The sequence below is a fragment of the Pseudomonas sp. Marseille-QA0332 genome, from assembly GCF_054950175.1.
In genome coordinates this window covers 3,504,429-3,518,566 of sequence record NZ_CM143106.1, presented here as the reverse complement: position 1 = coordinate 3,518,566, position 14,138 = coordinate 3,504,429, and the positions used below count along the sequence as shown (strand labels likewise).

At 62.3% G+C, this 14,138-nt stretch carries 13 protein-coding genes; 2 read left to right on the top strand and 11 right to left on the bottom strand.

Annotated features, from left to right (window positions below; translation table 11 throughout):
- Window positions 1-33: 33 nt before the first annotated feature.
- Both ACY8GK_RS16220 and zigA read right to left on the bottom strand, forming a co-directional pair.
- Window positions 34-666, bottom strand: coding sequence for a DUF1826 domain-containing protein (locus ACY8GK_RS16220; protein WP_196175325.1), 633 nt, complete (start codon window positions 664-666; stop codon window positions 34-36).
- Complete coding sequence (gene zigA, locus ACY8GK_RS16215; protein ID WP_462401641.1) at window positions 663-1,871, bottom strand: zinc metallochaperone GTPase ZigA; 1,209 nt, start codon at window positions 1,869-1,871, stop codon at window positions 663-665. The genes ACY8GK_RS16220 and zigA overlap by 4 nt, the downstream gene beginning before the upstream one ends.
- A 157-nt stretch (window positions 1,872-2,028) precedes the next feature.
- Between zigA and folE2 the strand changes: the two genes are divergently transcribed.
- Window positions 2,029-2,913 (top strand): GTP cyclohydrolase FolE2, encoded by an 885-nt coding sequence (gene folE2, locus ACY8GK_RS16210; protein ID WP_196175329.1) that lies wholly within the window; start codon window positions 2,029-2,031, stop codon window positions 2,911-2,913.
- 1 nt (window position 2,914) lies between these two features.
- Here the strand turns inward: folE2 and ACY8GK_RS16205 are convergent, their stop codons facing one another.
- Window positions 2,915-3,442 (bottom strand): DUF3617 domain-containing protein, encoded by a 528-nt coding sequence (locus ACY8GK_RS16205; RefSeq protein ID WP_462401640.1) that lies wholly within the window; start codon window positions 3,440-3,442, stop codon window positions 2,915-2,917.
- Window positions 3,443-3,568: 126 nt separating this feature from the next.
- On the opposite strand from ACY8GK_RS16205, the gene cls reads away from it, so the two are divergent.
- On the top strand, window positions 3,569-5,008 hold the full coding sequence (gene cls / locus ACY8GK_RS16200) for a cardiolipin synthase (protein ID WP_462401639.1): 1,440 nt from the start codon (window positions 3,569-3,571) through the stop codon (window positions 5,006-5,008).
- A 3-nt stretch (window positions 5,009-5,011) separates the two neighbouring features.
- Here the strand turns inward: cls and cfaB are convergent, their stop codons facing one another.
- The 8 genes from cfaB to ACY8GK_RS16160 all read right to left on the bottom strand — a co-directional run bounded on the left by cfaB (window position 5,012) and on the right by ACY8GK_RS16160 (window position 14,054).
- Window positions 5,012-6,196 carry a C17 cyclopropane fatty acid synthase CfaB gene (gene cfaB, locus ACY8GK_RS16195; protein ID WP_196175335.1) on the bottom strand — a complete coding sequence of 395 codons (1,185 nt, stop codon included), beginning with the start codon at window positions 6,194-6,196 and terminating at the stop codon, window positions 5,012-5,014.
- 89 nt (window positions 6,197-6,285) lie between these two features.
- A complete protein-coding gene (hcnC, locus tag ACY8GK_RS16190; protein ID WP_462401638.1) occupies window positions 6,286-7,530 on the bottom strand; it encodes a cyanide-forming glycine dehydrogenase subunit HcnC in 1,245 nt (414 codons plus the stop codon).
- A complete protein-coding gene (locus tag ACY8GK_RS16185) occupies window positions 7,527-8,927 on the bottom strand; it encodes an FAD/NAD(P)-dependent oxidoreductase (RefSeq protein WP_196175339.1) in 1,401 nt (466 codons plus the stop codon). The genes hcnC and ACY8GK_RS16185 overlap by 4 nt, the downstream gene beginning before the upstream one ends.
- Window positions 8,924-9,238 carry a (2Fe-2S)-binding protein gene (locus ACY8GK_RS16180; RefSeq protein ID WP_196175341.1) on the bottom strand — a complete coding sequence of 105 codons (315 nt, stop codon included), beginning with the start codon at window positions 9,236-9,238 and terminating at the stop codon, window positions 8,924-8,926. The genes ACY8GK_RS16185 and ACY8GK_RS16180 overlap by 4 nt, the downstream gene beginning before the upstream one ends.
- 237 nt (window positions 9,239-9,475) lie before the next feature.
- Window positions 9,476-10,807 (bottom strand): MFS transporter, encoded by a 1,332-nt coding sequence (locus tag ACY8GK_RS16175; RefSeq protein ID WP_196175343.1) that lies wholly within the window; start codon window positions 10,805-10,807, stop codon window positions 9,476-9,478.
- Between the two features lie 94 nt (window positions 10,808-10,901).
- On the bottom strand, window positions 10,902-11,840 hold the full coding sequence (locus ACY8GK_RS16170; protein WP_462401637.1) for a hydroxymethylglutaryl-CoA lyase: 939 nt from the start codon (window positions 11,838-11,840) through the stop codon (window positions 10,902-10,904).
- Window positions 11,837-13,027 (bottom strand): CaiB/BaiF CoA transferase family protein, encoded by a 1,191-nt coding sequence (locus tag ACY8GK_RS16165; RefSeq protein ID WP_196175347.1) that lies wholly within the window; start codon window positions 13,025-13,027, stop codon window positions 11,837-11,839. Before ACY8GK_RS16165 ends, ACY8GK_RS16170 begins: the two co-directional genes overlap by 4 nt.
- Window positions 13,028-13,130: 103 nt before the next feature.
- The gene (locus ACY8GK_RS16160; RefSeq protein WP_462401636.1) at window positions 13,131-14,054 is read right to left on the bottom strand and encodes a LysR family transcriptional regulator; all 924 of its coding nucleotides are present in this window, start codon (window positions 14,052-14,054) and stop codon (window positions 13,131-13,133) included.
- Window positions 14,055-14,138: the final 84 nt, after the last annotated feature.

Here is a 14,138-nt window from a genome sequence, read left to right as displayed (position 1 = left end):
TTCCGCAAGGTAGTCGCTTCCAACTATGACGGGTCAGCCCAGCCAGTCAAGGCTCAGCAACAGCCGACGTGCTCCAGGACGAGAAGGTGGCGAACGATGCACCAGCCCGTGGCCTTCATTGCCTATCCATCTCTCGCCCTTGAGCAACGCCACGTCACCTACCTGCAAGCAGTTGACCTGTTCCATCTCGAGCTCCGCGCTCACGGCGCCGCCGTTCTGCTCGGGCTGGGGGGCGGCCAGCCATTGGCTGCCATCACCGCTGTAGGTCGTGAGCAGCCGCAACGGCACGTGGTCGACATGAAAGCGTGGACACATCGAGCTTTCCAGTACGCGAATCCGCACGCCGACCCGGCGGGCATCGAGCAGGCAGGTGAAGGCCGCCACTAGCCAAGTCACGTCGGCAATGAAAGCTTCATAGCCATGGACGTCTGCGGCAGTGCCGAACAGGCCGTCGAGCACCGGCGCCCGCTCGTCGCTCACCTCGATGATGCGGTCGTCCGATAGACAATGCTCCAGCCCTAGGACCAGGTTGGAGAAGTCCTCGATCTGCGCAGGCAGCCGTCGGTGCCACACCGCAAGGTTGACGTCGTCTTCCAGGGCCTGGGCGAGTACCTGCGGCGAGTCGTCCAGGACCTGCCGTCGGCAGCTGCCGTGGAGCGGCCTCATGCCGCCGCCTCCTCGTGCCAGGCACCAAAAGGATCCGGCAGCCGCAGCCAGCCCATCGGGCCCATTTGCATTTCCTCATCGGTAAGCAGGCACTCGTCGAGTTCGGCATGCAGACGCTCGAAGTCGATGCGCTGGCCAATGAACACCAGCTCCTGTCGGCAATCCCCCTGCTCGGCCGTCCAATGCTCGAGGATGGCTGCGGTGCTCTCGGCATCTTCGGGCCACTGGTGCCTCGGCACGAAATGCCACCAGCGACCAGCCAGGCCATGACGAATCATTCCGCCTGCCTGGGACCAGCTGCCGGCCTCCTGGTATTTGCTGGCCAACCAGAAGAACCCCTTGGAACGCAGTAGCCGGCCATTGCTCCAGGGCCGGTTGATCAAGTCGAAGAAGCGCTGCGGATGCAAGGGCCGCCGAGCCTGCCAGACGGTCGCGGCGATGGCGTAGGTTTCGGTTTCGGCGACGTGTTCACCGCGCAGCTCTTGCAGCCAGCCGGGTGCCTGGGCAGCAAGCTCGAAGTCGAACAGGCCTGTATCGATGATATCCGCCAGCGCGACCTGGCCCATGACCATGGGCACGATACGGGCCCGGGCATTGAGGCTTCGCAGTATTGCGCTCAGCTCTTCACGTTCATGCTGGCTGATCAGGTCGATCTTGCTGACCAGGATGACATCGGCGAACTCCACTTGCTCGATCAACAGGTCGCTGATCGAACGTTCGTCCTCTTCGCCCATGGTTTCGCCGCGCGTCGCCAGGCTATCGGCAGCCTCGTAGTCGCGCAGGAAATTCAACCCGTCGACCACCGTGACCATGGTATCCAGGCGAGCCAGGTCGGACAGGCTACGTCCGAGTTCGTCACGGAAGGTGAATGTTTCTGCCACCGGCAGAGGTTCGGAAATGCCGGTGGATTCGATCAGCAGGTAATCGAACCGTTTTTCGCTGGCCAGTCGTGCGACTTCTTCGAGCAGGTCTTCCCTCAAGGTGCAGCAAATGCAGCCGTTGCTCATTTCGACCAGCTTTTCCTCGGCACGATTGAGACTGACGTTGCGCTGGACCTCGCTGGCATCGATGTTGATTTCACTCATGTCATTGACGATGACCGCCACACGCAGGTTTTCGCGATTGCGCAGGACATGGTTCAGCAATGTGCTCTTGCCAGCTCCAAGGAAGCCGGACAAGACGGTGACGGGAAGGCGGTTGTCCATGACGGATCCTCATTCGGCGACGCATTCGACGTGATGCGATTGCAATACGTTATATTATAACAATACAATCTCGCCAAGCTGCCTTTTGATATTCGTGCGCTTTCCAGCATGAAAGGAGCAAGCCAATCAGCCATCACCTTGCACATACGGACCTTCCATGCCCAGCATGACTCTTCCCGATATCGCGATACAGACCAGCCTGCAAACCCTGTCGCTGGACTGGGTAGGCATGTGTGGTATTGCCCTGCCTGTCCAGTCAGGCGGGCAGCGGACAACGGCCCTCGTCGATGTGGGGGTCAGCCTGGATGCTGGCGAAGCCAGGGGCATCCACATGTCGCGTCTGTATCTGGCGCTAGGAACCCTTGAGCACATGGAGCTGAACCCGGCAGCGCTGCGCCTGCTGCTCGAGCGATTTCTGGAAAGTCATGCGGGCTTGTCGTCCTGTGCTTATATACGGCTCAAGTTCGATCAGCTGATCAAGCGTGAGGCACTGGTAAGTGCGCTCAGTGGTTGGAAACTGTACCCCGTCACGCTGGAAGCTCGCCTGGAAAGAGGAATGTTCCACGTGGAACTATTCGTGGAGATTCCTTATTCATCGACTTGTCCCTGTTCGGCGGCCTTGGCCCGGCAGCTGATACAACGTCAGTTCGAGGCGGATTTCTCGGAACCTGCCGTCCAGGCAGCGCAGGTGATGAAATGGTTGGGAAGCCAGCAGGGAATCGTTGCCACGCCTCATAGCCAACGCAGCAAGGCGCGTATTGGGGTTCGTCCGAGCCGAGCAACCGAGTTTCCGCTTGTGGCGCTGATCGATTGCGCTGAGACTGCATTGGGCACAGCGGTTCAGACCGCGGTTAAACGCGCCGATGAACAGGCCTTCGCCCTGGCCAACGGTCAGAACCTGATGTTTTGCGAGGACGCCGCACGCCGCTTGCATCATGCCCTGGCGCGGCTCGACTGGCTGAGCGGCTTCGAAGTACGCGTAGAGCATGCCGAAAGCCTGCATGCTCACGATGCAGTGGCGATCAGCCGTTGGCAGTGGTGAATTACTGGCGTGGGCGTACCGTTCCGCAATCCTGACCCAGCCAGACCGCTCGGGTATTCATGCTTCCTTGTTGCTGCACACCCGAAGCGTTGAACGTGCCACTGACCGTGGTCAGGAATTCCCGATCGCTGAGGAAGGTCGCCTGACCGTTGCCCTGGGCCTTGGGACAGCTGAACTGGAACTTCCAAACGTTACCGTTACGCTCGGTTATCTTCTGGGTACAGCCTGACTGGGGGTCCTGAAGCGGGATATCGTTGGTGTTCACCTGCTCGGCAGTCAGGCACGAGCGCACGCCTTTGCCGGCAAGGGTAACTCCTTGCTTGGCCAACATGCCTTCCATCATCTCCCGTTGTTCTGGTGGCAGATTCTTCAACTGGCCGAGCATGAACTCCATGTCGGGGAGCGGCTTGCCATCCACCTGCATGTTGCTGGTAGTGAGTTCCCATAAGCCAGGCTGCAGCATTTGCGCATGCGCCAGAGGGCTGGCCAGAATGGCCAGCACAGCGATGCAAGACAGACGATTCTTCATAGTAGCGCTCCATTGACACCGGCTCTTGGCCAGCCAAGCGTTAGACGACATTATGCCGATTGGGTTGCACTGCACGTGCGGTACGTGGTCTGTTAGCCGATGGAGTCAACGGAATGCAGCATCTGTATGGATTACCACAGCCCTTATTTTTTCGGTTATCTGGTTGGCCTGATCCACTTGCTCGGCATCGTGGCGGCAATGCACGCGTTGTTCACCGTACGGACGGCACAAGGGGCCATTGCCTGGGCGATGTCCCTGTTCTTCATGCCCTACCTGACCCTGATTCCGTACCTGATCTTCGGATCACGGTCTTTCTACGCCTATATTCTTGCCAGGCGCCAGGCCAACCAGGAAATGCACGTTGCCATGGCCGGGCTCAATTGGCGAGCCTGGGTGGAAGAAGTACTGAGCGCCAAGGAAGCCGCGCCCCATCTGGCACTTCGCGCCACGGCCAGGCTTGGCCACATGCCCTGTCTGGCGAACAATGACGTGCGGCTGCTGGTAAACGGCGAGGCCACCTTCGCGGCAATCCTCGAAGCGATCGACGAAGCCAAGGACACGGTCCTGGTGCAGTTCTTCATCATCCACGATGACGACATTGGTCGCCGGCTACAGCGATTGCTGATCAGAAAGGCAAGTGAAGGGGTACGTGTCTACGTGCTCTACGACGGTGTCGGCAGTCACGCCCTACCCGCTCGCTATGGCCAGGCTCTGCGTGACGCAGGCGTTCAGATCCATGCCTTCGCCACGCGTCGTGGTTTGCTCAACCGCTTTCAGGTCAACTTCCGTAACCACCGCAAGATCGTGGTGGTCGATGGCTTGGTAGGCTTCGTCGGTGGGCACAATGTCGGTGACGAATACCTGGGTCGTCACAAGACCCTTTCGCCATGGCGCGATACCCATGTCCAGGTGAGCGGACCGGTACTGGCATGCTTGCAGGAGTCGTTCGCCGAAGATTGGTACTGGGCGACGCGAACCTTGCCGCCTTTGATACTGCCCGACAGCTATCCCGAAAACGGCATGCTTTGCCAGCTCCTCGCCACCGGCCCGGCCGACCCGCAGGAAACCTGTTCGCTGTTTTTCCTCGATGCCATCCATTCGGCCAGCCAGCGGATATGGATCACCAGCCCCTACTTCATCCCGGACGAAGCCATTACCGCAGCGTTGCGCCTGGCGGTGCTCAGAGGCGTCGATGTCAGGATCCTGATACCCTCTCGGCCCGACCACCGAGTCGTCTATGCCGCTTCGAGCCTGTTCGCGTTCGAAGCGGTGCGCGCAGGGGTCAAGGTCTATCGCTACCAGCCCGGTTTCCTGCACCAGAAAGTCGTGCTGGTGGATGATGAGGTCAGCGCCATTGGCAGCGCCAACCTGGACAACCGTTCGTTCCGCCTGAACTTCGAGGTCATGCTGCTCACCGTCGACAGGCATTTCGCCGAGCAGGTAGAGGCGATGCTGCTCGAGGATTTCGCACAGGCCAGGCAGATCAGCGCCGGCGAAAGCCGCGATACGCATCGTCTGCAACATCTCGCGATGCGTATCGCCCGGCTGATTTCGCCCATTCTGTGAAGCTCAGCGGTACAGGTCCTCGCGTGTCCAGGGCAGGTCATGATGCCCGTCGGCATAAGGTTTGACGGCCAGTATCTGGTGCAGATTGATCCAGCCTTTGCTGAACCCATAGGCACAGCCAGCCAGATACAGTCGCCAGATACGCAAGGTTTTCTCCGGCACCAAGGCAGCAGCCCTATGCAACTGGTGCTCCAGGCGCTCGCTCCAATGCGTGAGGGTCTGCGCATAATGCAGACGCAAGCTTTCCACGTCGACGACCTCCAGGCCTGCTTCGCAGATACGCGCAGAGATCATCGACAGATGCGGCAATTCGCCGTGCGGAAACACATAGCGGTCGATGAACTCGCCAGCGCCACGCCCGACCGGGCGGCCATCGACGTGCTTGGCCGTGATGCCATGGTTCATGACCAGCCCACCTTCACGCACCGCCGCGAACAACTTCTGGCAATACAACGCAAGATTGGCATGCCCCACGTGTTCGAACATGCCGACGCTGACCACCTTGTCGAAGCGACCGTCCTCGGGCAGGTCACGGTAGTCGAGAATGCGCAGGTCGACCTGGTCCTCGAGCCCCTCCTCGGCCACGCGCTGGCGTCCCAGCTTCAACTGCTCCTTGCTCAAGGTGATGCCGAACACCTTGGCGCCATACTCACGCGCGGCGAAACGCGCCAGGCCGCCCCAGCCGCAACCGACGTCCAGCAGGTAGTCACCGGCCTGGAGCCGCAGCTTGCGGCACAGATGATCGAACTTGTTCTGTTGGGCTTCGTCCAGGGTATTGTCCGGCTCCTTGAAATAGGCGCACGAGTACGCCATGTCTTCGTCGAGCCAAAGCTGGTAGAACTCGTTGGATACATCGTAGTGATAGGAAATGGCCTCGGCATCGGTGTCCTTGTCATGGGCCGTACGCTGCGGTGGCGTTTGCTGTTCGTCCTTGAGCAGCGCCTCGCTGAGCTCGTCGCAGACCCTGATGGCCTCGCCAATATCACCTTCGAGCTCGAACTTGCCCTCGACGAACGCTTCGCCGAGCTCGTCCATGCTTGGGTGGGTGAGCTGGCTGATCAGCTGCGGTTCCTTGACCAGAATGGTCACCTGCGGGCTCGGCCCGAGATCGAACTGATTGCCGTCCCACAGTTTCAGGCGCAGCGGCAGGTGAAGACTCTGCAAAGCGGGTGGTAGTTGCGCGAGCATGTATGACCCTCCCTTGGTTGATCGATACCCTCCAACAGCGTAGCCCATTCGCTCTGGCTGTCAGTTCTGCCGAGGCCGGCGACCTGGCTTCAGGCCCATGGCTCGGGGGTCTTCCCCAGGTCGAAGCGCTCGGCCCGGAACGGCGTGATATCCAGTGGCAGCGGTTCGTCATGAATGAGCCTGTCGAGCAATACGCCAGTGAGGGCCGAGGTCAGGATGCCGGTGCGAAAGTGACCGCAGGCGTTGAAGTAGCCTTCGACATGGGCCACGGGCCCGAGAATGGGCAACTCGTCGGGCGAGCCCGGACGAAGCCCTGCCCAGGTCCGCTTGAGATTGGCCTTGGCCAGTTCCGGTACGCAACGCAAGGCACCCCGGACCAGGGACTCGATGGCCTCGAAGGAGGTGCCGACATCGAAACCGGCATCTTCCGTGGTGCTGCCGATCAGGATCTCGCCGTTGTCCTTCTGCGCCATGTAGCAATCACTGGTCGTGAGGCAGCCTTCGAGCAGCTTGGGCAGGCGTTCGGTCAACGCTATCTGGCCTTTTATCGGCTTGACTGGAATTGCCTGGCCGGTGGCCATTTCGCTCAGCTGCGCCGCCCAGGCCCCAGCGGCGTTGATCAGCACGCGACAATGCAAGTCGCCCAGCTGAGGGGAATGCACGCCACTGACTCGCACGCCCTGGTGCAGGACGCCCGTCACAGCGGTCCCCGGCAACAGGTCCACGCCATTTTGCCGAGCGCCTTCGAGATAAGCATCGGCGAGACGGAACGGATTGACCTGGTGATCGCACAAGAACTCCAGGGCGCCCAGCGCATGCCGACCCACGGCTGGCTCGGCCTGGATCAAGGCGGGCTGGTCGAGCCAGCGGGTCTGGGCGTGCAGGTGGGCGATCCGTGCCAGGATATGCTCGGCATAACGCCGGTCTTCTTCATCCTGGATGATGTACTTGAGCCCGGTGCGCTGGAACTTGAAGTCCATCGCATGACGTTCGATGAGCTCCTGGTGAAGACGAGGATAAAGGTCGGCCGACTGCAAGGCGAAGTCGAAGAAGCAATCGGGCAGGATATGCGGTGTCTGCGCATCCACCTTGACCGCCGCGCCTTTGGCCTGGCGCTCGTTTCGCGCCGACATCATGCGAAAGAAGATGACCCCGCAGCCTAGCCCCACCGACTCCCCGATTGCCCAAAGCCCTCCAGCCGAGGCGCGCGTGGCATTGCCCGGGCGCTTTTCGTCGAGCAAGGCGATTTTCAGGTCGGGTCGTTTGGACAGCTGGTAGGCACACGAAGCGCCAATAACGCCACCGCCCACGATGATCACGTCGTAGTGCTTCATGAGCGCTCCTCCCGTGCCGCTGAGTCGAAGGCGCAAAGTGGCAACAGGTCTATCGGAAAACGCGGTCGAAGCCAGCCGACATCCGACTGCCCGCTGCTGGCTCGCAAGCGATCGCTGCAATAGCCTGCGCACAGGCGCCCTTGACAGTCACCCAGGCCGATGCGGGTGCGCAGCTTGAGGCTGGTCATGTCGCGTACCCCTTGCGCCAGGGCCCGGTCGATGTCACCGCGCAGGACATGCTCGCATCGGCAGATCACCGTGTCGCAACGGGCAAGATCGAGCTGGGCCGGCCCGCGACTGGTGTAGCGTTCGACTCCGCGTCGAAAACGCCTGATGGCCGCCAGCTTGGCCAGGTAGCGTTCACGCCGCTCCAGGGCTTGCCGGGCCTCGAGCACGCCCCGCTGGTGCAGGATCGAAGTGGCGGCGATCCGGCCGGTCAGCATGGCCGCTTCGCCTCCCTGGATGCCCGCCATGTCTCCGGCGACATGGATGTTGGGCTGGCTGGCCTGCTGCCAGGCATTGCTGACCACTTGCAGCTGGCCGTCAGGGCTGAAGGCATGTTCGAGCGACATCTGCTGGCTGAGCTGGGTGCGCGGAATGAAGCCATAGCCTAGCGCCAGCGTCTGCGCCGCCACATCGCGAGCCAGGTCCAGACGCGGTTCCCACTGTTCGGTATAAGGCGCCACGGTCACTCGCTGGAGCGACTCCTCGCCCCAGGCCGCGACGATACCCCAGCCATGATGCATGGGAATTTCATGCAGCCGCATGTAGGCAAGCATGCTCAGGCCATCGAGGAAGAGTTGCGGCTTGTTCATCAGCGCCAACGTCTGGCGCGCGATCTTGCCGAATGCACAGGCCTCGTATACGCCTGCAATCGGAGCGCCAGCGGCGTGCAGCTGGCAGGCCACCAGCGGCAGCAACGGTCCGCTGCCAGCAAGAACGGTCCGGCCCAGGGGCCTTGCCACGGCGCTCTTGATCTGCAATTGCAGCCCGCCGAGCAGCATCACGCCGGGCAAGGTCCAACCCGAGAACGGCACCACTCGCTCATGACAGCCGGTGGCCAGCAGCAGCTGCGGGTAGTCGATCAACTGAAGCTTTTCCTGATCATCGAGCACGATCAGCCGACCTGCCTCGCCGCCCATCACCCGGCTGCGCAATCGCAGGTCGACGAGCCCGGCATGCCGGGCAAAGTCCGCTTGCAGCTTCTCGAGCGCCTTGCGGTAGCGTGCCCCCAGGTAGGCAATGTCGATACCGGCCCGCAACGGCCCACGATAGACGACGCCTCCTGGCCTCGGGGCTTCGTCGATCAGCACCGAGCCGAGCCCATGTTCGGCCAGCTCCATGGCAGCCGCCATGCCCGCCGTCCCGGCGCCAACGATCACAGGAGCAGCGCTCACGAGCGCACCTCCCTGGTCCGCGGATGCAGCCCAGTCCGTATGCGCATGCCATTCTCGACGAGCGTCTGGCAGGCCCGGCGCCTGGGCCGCTCATCGATGGTCACCAGGCAACAGTGGCAAATCCCCATACCACAAAAGGCACTGCTCGCACGCGCCTGGTCGCTGCGCGAAAGCCGTTGCCAGCCAACCGCGTTCAGCACGCTGAGCACCGTCTCCCCTTGCGCCGCACGCACGGGCCAGTCGTCGACGAACAGAACGATGTCGGCATGACGAAGGGGCTGTATATCGAACGTCCGTTTCAACATGGGCATGGCCTTGTCCTCTGGCTTGGCTGGAGAGAACACGCTAGGCCAGTGAAAACGATGAAACGTTGATCTATGTCGTCAGGCTCTTGTAGGACGCTTCCCAAGTTTAAGCAGGAAAGGTCGGTTGCTTTGCGCGGCTATTCCGTATCAGCAATAGGTCGTTTCATATTTTTCGGATGCAGCGCTATACGCTGTGTGGGCAGCCTGCTGCGCTGTGCAAGCCACCCTGTCGACCTCGGCCGCTCAGACGCTAGGCTTGTCGCGGGTTCGCAACCGCTCCGGAAGGCCCCAGTAGAGCAGTGCTGCCGCCAGCAGGCTGGTAAGGCCAATCACGTACAGCGCCGGCGTGGTGCTCCCGCTCAAGTCCCTGATGTACCCGACCATCACCGGGCTGACGATGCCGCCGAACTGCCCCATGGTGTTGATCAGTGCGATGCCGCCCGCTGCGCCTGCTCCTGCACCGGCCAACAGCTTGGGTGGCAATGCCCAGAACGCCGGGATCGAGGCGATGATGCCGGCGCCCAGCAAGGCCAGGGCAAGGATCAGCAGTTCGGCGTGCCGGGCAAAGACCCCGGCACTGAAGAAACCAATGGCACCAGCTACCACCAGGCCACAGACGAACTTGCGTCGTTCGCCACTGGCATCGGACAGTCGGCCGATCACGACCATGCTGATGGCCCCGCAGATGTACGGAATGGCGGTCAGCAGTCCGATGGTGACGGGGTTCTCCGTGCCTGCGCTGCGAATCAGCTGTGGCGCCCAGAAATTCAGGCCATACGAGGCTACCTGGATCAGAAAGTAGATGAGCCCGAGCATGAGGAACCCCGGCAGCCGAATCGCTGCCAGCAACGAGCCATGCTTGTTGGCCTCATGGCTGGCGATACGGCTGGAAAGATAGGTCTTTTCCTGCGCCGTCAGCCAAGGCGCGTCCGCTACCCGGTCCTTGAGGATGCCCAGCACCAGCATGCCAAGCAGCACGCAGGGCAGGCCGCCGAGCAGGAATAGCCAGTGCCAGCCGCGCAGCTCCAGCAGCCCATCCATGTGGCCGAGCACCAGGCCCGATACCGGAGCGCCGATCAACCCGGCGAAGGCCGATGCCAGGAACAGCGTCGAGGTGATGCGACCGCGATAGCTCTGCGGGAACCACAGGGTCAGGTAGTACAGGACACCGGGGGCGAACCCCGCCTCCATCGCACCGATCACAAAGCGCAGCACATAGAACTGCCATTCGGCCGTGACGAAGACCATCAAGGCCGTGGCCACGCCCCAGGACATCATGATCCGGGCGATCCAGCGCCGCGCCCCGACCTTGTACAGCATCATGTTGCTCGGCACCTCGAACAGCACGTAGCCCACCACGAACAGGCCCGCGCCCAGGCCGTAGGCCGTATCGCTCAGGGACAGGTCGGCCTGCAGCTGGAACTTGGCGAAGCTGATGTTGATGCGGTCGAAGAACGCGAACAGGTAGCAGACCATGATCAGCGGCATCAGCCGCCAGGCCACTTTGCGCACGATGGCTTTTTCGGCGTTGACGTCGTCGACGACTGCGCCAGTGGAGGTAGCAGTTAGAGTCATTTCACTCTCCAGGCAGGCTTCAGTTCAGGAGCCCGATTGTTTTTGTAATCTGGATACGCCTTGCACAGGGCAGTGGACCTGCCCTGCAGCCATGTCAGGTCATCAGCTCGGCGGGGATCGGATGCAGGTCGCAGTTGCGCCCGGCCTTGACCACCTGGCCCGGCAGGTCATGGCCGAGCAGGGCAGGAAGCGTGCGCGACAGGCTCAGCAGATGCGGCAAGTCGATACCTGTCTCGATACCCATCTCGTCGCAAAGGTTGACCAGGTCTTCCGTACAGATGTTGCCCGATGCGCCAGGCGCGAACGGACACCCGCCCAGCCCGCCCAGCGACGCATCGAAGCGAAGCGCGCCCGCCTCGTACGCCGCCAGGACATTGCACAGGCCCAGCCCGCGGGTATTGTGGAAGTGCAGCGTCAGGGCAGAGGCCGGCAGTGTTTCCAGCACTTGCCTGACGATTCGTCCGACCTGGCGCGGGTTGGCCATGCCGGTGGTGTCGGCCAAGGTGATGCCGGTCACGCCCAGCTTCAGGTATTGCTCGACGATATCGTGGACGCGCCGCTCAGCGATGGGGCCTTCGAACGGGCAGCCGAAGGCGGTGGCGATCGACGCGTTGAGGCTCAGCGAAGTGCCCCGCACCAACGCCGCGACATCGGCGAAAGCCTGCAGCGATCCCTCGCAGCTCATGCGCATGTTGGCGCGGTTGTGGGTCTGGCTGGCGGACATCACCAAGTTGAGCTCGTCGGCGCCGGCCTCAAGCGCGCGTTGCGCACCCTTGAGGTTGGGCACCAGCGCCACGTAGACCACGCCCGGTCGACGCCTGATGCCCTGGAACACCGCTTCGCCGTCACGCAGCGCCGGGATGGCCTTGGGCGAAACGAACGAACCGGCCTCGATCCGCGTGAAACCCGCCAGCGACAGCTGGTCGATCAGAGCGATCTTGTCCGTGGTCTCGACCCACACCGGCTCGATCTGCAAGCCGTCGCGAGGCGATACCTCCTGGACGATCAGACACGAGGAACGTTCGACGCTCATTGCACCACTCCTTCTGCCTTGAATCGCTGGATATCCTGGTCGCTGAAGCCGAGGTCGCGCAGCACGTCATCGGTATGCTGGCCCAGAGCCGGCCCCTGCCAGCTGACCTGGCCAGGCGTGGCGGACAGCTTCGGCACGATGCCAGGCATCTTCACTTCGGTCCCGTCCGGCAACCTGGTATCGAGGATCATCTCGCGCGCCTGATAGTGAGGGTCGGCGACGATGTCAGCCGCCGAATAGATCCGTCCGCAAGGCACCTCGGCCTGCTCCAGGACCTCGAGTACATGCTCGATGGAATGGCGCAGGGTCCAGGCGCTGATCGCCTCGTCGAGCATCTGGCTCTGCGGGGCGCGGCCATCGTTGTGCGCCAGGTCTTCCCGCTCGGCCAGGTCGGCGCGACCGATCGCATGCATCAGGCGCTTGAAGATCGGGTCGCTGTTGCCAGCGATGACCACATACGCGCCATCGGCGGTGGGATAGGTATTGGAGGGCGCGATGCCGGGAAGCGAGCCGCCGGTGCGCTCGCGGACATGACCGAACATGGCATATTCAGGCACCAGGCTTTCCATGACGTTGAACACGCTTTCCACCAGCGACACGTCGACCACCTGGCCCTCGCCCTGCCCTGTCTTGACCCGCAGCACCGACATCAGCGCGCCGATCACCGCGTGCATCGAGGCGAGCGAATCGCCCAGGCTCACGCCGACGCGAGCCGGGGGGATGCCGGGGGTGCCGGTGGTATAGCGGATGCCGCCCATGGCTTCGCCGATCGCCCCGAAACCCGGGCGATCACGATAGGGCCCGGTCTGTCCGTAGCCGGAAATACGCACCAGGGTGAGCCGAGGGTTCAGGGCATGCAGCACATCCCAGCCCAGGCCGAGCTTTTCCAGCGCGCCGGGACGCAGGTTCTCGATCAGCACATCGGCGCTCTCGGCCAGTTGCTTGACGATGGCGATGCCCTCGGCGGACTTGAGGTTAAGAGCCAGGGACTTCTTGTTGCGCGATTGCAGGTACCACCACAGGGAAGTCCCTTCGTGCATCTTTCGCCATTTGCGAAGCGGATCGCCACCGCCCACCGATTCGATCTTGATGACCTCGGCACCGAACTCGCCAAGCAGGCGGGCGGCGAACGGTGCTGCGATCAAGGTTCCGATTTCGATGACCCGAAGGCCGCCAAGCGCAGTCATGGGTGTTGCCTCGCATTCTTGGAATTTGTCCCAAGCGTAGGGGAGACAGGCACCGCACCACCAACCTTAAAAACATAAGCGGTCTTCGCCAAACGCGAAGACGTTACCGTGACCGGGGCTGCAGGTGTTCGTGCAACAAACGGCTGACGGGCGAAAGCGCCAACGGATCACGGACCACCAGCAACAGACTGCGTGCCGCCCAGCCATCCTCGAGCGCCGCGGCCACCAGGCCAAGCGGACGGCCGATCAGTTCATAGGCCTTGAGCGGCAGCACGCCGATGCCCAGGTCGGCCTGCACCATCCGACAGACCGCATCGAAGCCTGGCACATGGATACGCAGGCGCAGCGGCCGGCCACAACTGCGCGCGGCGGCATGGGTGCGCAAGTTGATGAAGCTGTCGGCATGCAGTCCGACCTGGTCGAAATCCAGGGTATCGGCGAAACGCACCCGCTCCCGTCCGGCCAGCCCATGCTCCGCGCGCATGACCACCACCAGCTGGTCCTGGCGGTAAGGCACGGCATGCAACCCCTTGATATCGGTGTCCGCCGAGCAGATGCCGATATCGGCGACACCGTGGAGGATGCCCTTGACCACGCCAGCGCTGGGCCGCTCTTCCAGATTGATCTTCACCTGCCCATGGCTGGCGATGAACGCCTGCAAGTCTTCCGGCAGGAACTCGATGATCGCCGAGATATTGGCCAGCATGCGCACATAGCCACGAACCCCCTGCAGGTGTTCGCCGACGTCGATGCTGATCTTCTCGACATCGGCCAGGATCCGCTTGGCGTAGTACAGCAAGGTCTCACCCGCCGCCGTGAGTCCCATGCCCTTGGCATTGCGCTCGAACACTTCGATGCCCAGCGCCTGCTCCATGTCGTTCATCCGCTTGCTGGCTGCCGACAGCGCGATCATTTCCCGCTCGGCCGCGCGGGTGAGCGTGCCCTCCTCATGAACGGCCACGAACAACTGGAGCGTGACCAGATCGAGACGGCGGACCAGGTGTTTCTGCAAAGGGATGGTGCTCATGGCGAGCTGCGAACCTCAGATGCTGAGCGGAAGATGCTGGCCGGGCTGGCAGCGATCCGACTTTAGCGTGTTGGGCGCTATCTT

What these genes read in the sequence shown, in the direction of transcription:
- ACY8GK_RS16175 (WP_196175343.1), bottom strand. Translation starts at nt 10,807, where the DNA reads ATGACTCTAACTGCTACCTCCACTGGCGCAGTCGTCGACGACGTCAAC.
- hcnC (WP_462401638.1), bottom strand. Translation starts at nt 7,530, where the DNA reads ATGAAGCACTACGACGTGATCATCGTGGGCGGTGGCGTTATTGGCGCT.
- ACY8GK_RS16220 (WP_196175325.1), bottom strand. Translation starts at nt 666, where the DNA reads ATGAGGCCGCTCCACGGCAGCTGCCGACGGCAGGTCCTGGACGACTCG.
- ACY8GK_RS16165 (WP_196175347.1), bottom strand. Translation starts at nt 13,027, where the DNA reads ATGACTGCGCTTGGCGGCCTTCGGGTCATCGAAATCGGAACCTTGATC.
- cls (WP_462401639.1), top strand. Translation starts at nt 3,569, where the DNA reads ATGGATTACCACAGCCCTTATTTTTTCGGTTATCTGGTTGGCCTGATC.
- folE2 (WP_196175329.1), top strand. Translation starts at nt 2,029, where the DNA reads ATGCCCAGCATGACTCTTCCCGATATCGCGATACAGACCAGCCTGCAA.
- ACY8GK_RS16180 (WP_196175341.1), bottom strand. Translation starts at nt 9,238, where the DNA reads ATGCCCATGTTGAAACGGACGTTCGATATACAGCCCCTTCGTCATGCC.
- cfaB (WP_196175335.1), bottom strand. Translation starts at nt 6,196, where the DNA reads ATGCTCGCGCAACTACCACCCGCTTTGCAGAGTCTTCACCTGCCGCTG.
- ACY8GK_RS16160 (WP_462401636.1), bottom strand. Translation starts at nt 14,054, where the DNA reads ATGAGCACCATCCCTTTGCAGAAACACCTGGTCCGCCGTCTCGATCTG.
- zigA (WP_462401641.1), bottom strand. Translation starts at nt 1,871, where the DNA reads ATGGACAACCGCCTTCCCGTCACCGTCTTGTCCGGCTTCCTTGGAGCT.
- ACY8GK_RS16170 (WP_462401637.1), bottom strand. Translation starts at nt 11,840, where the DNA reads ATGAGCGTCGAACGTTCCTCGTGTCTGATCGTCCAGGAGGTATCGCCT.
- ACY8GK_RS16205 (WP_462401640.1), bottom strand. Translation starts at nt 3,442, where the DNA reads ATGAAGAATCGTCTGTCTTGCATCGCTGTGCTGGCCATTCTGGCCAGC.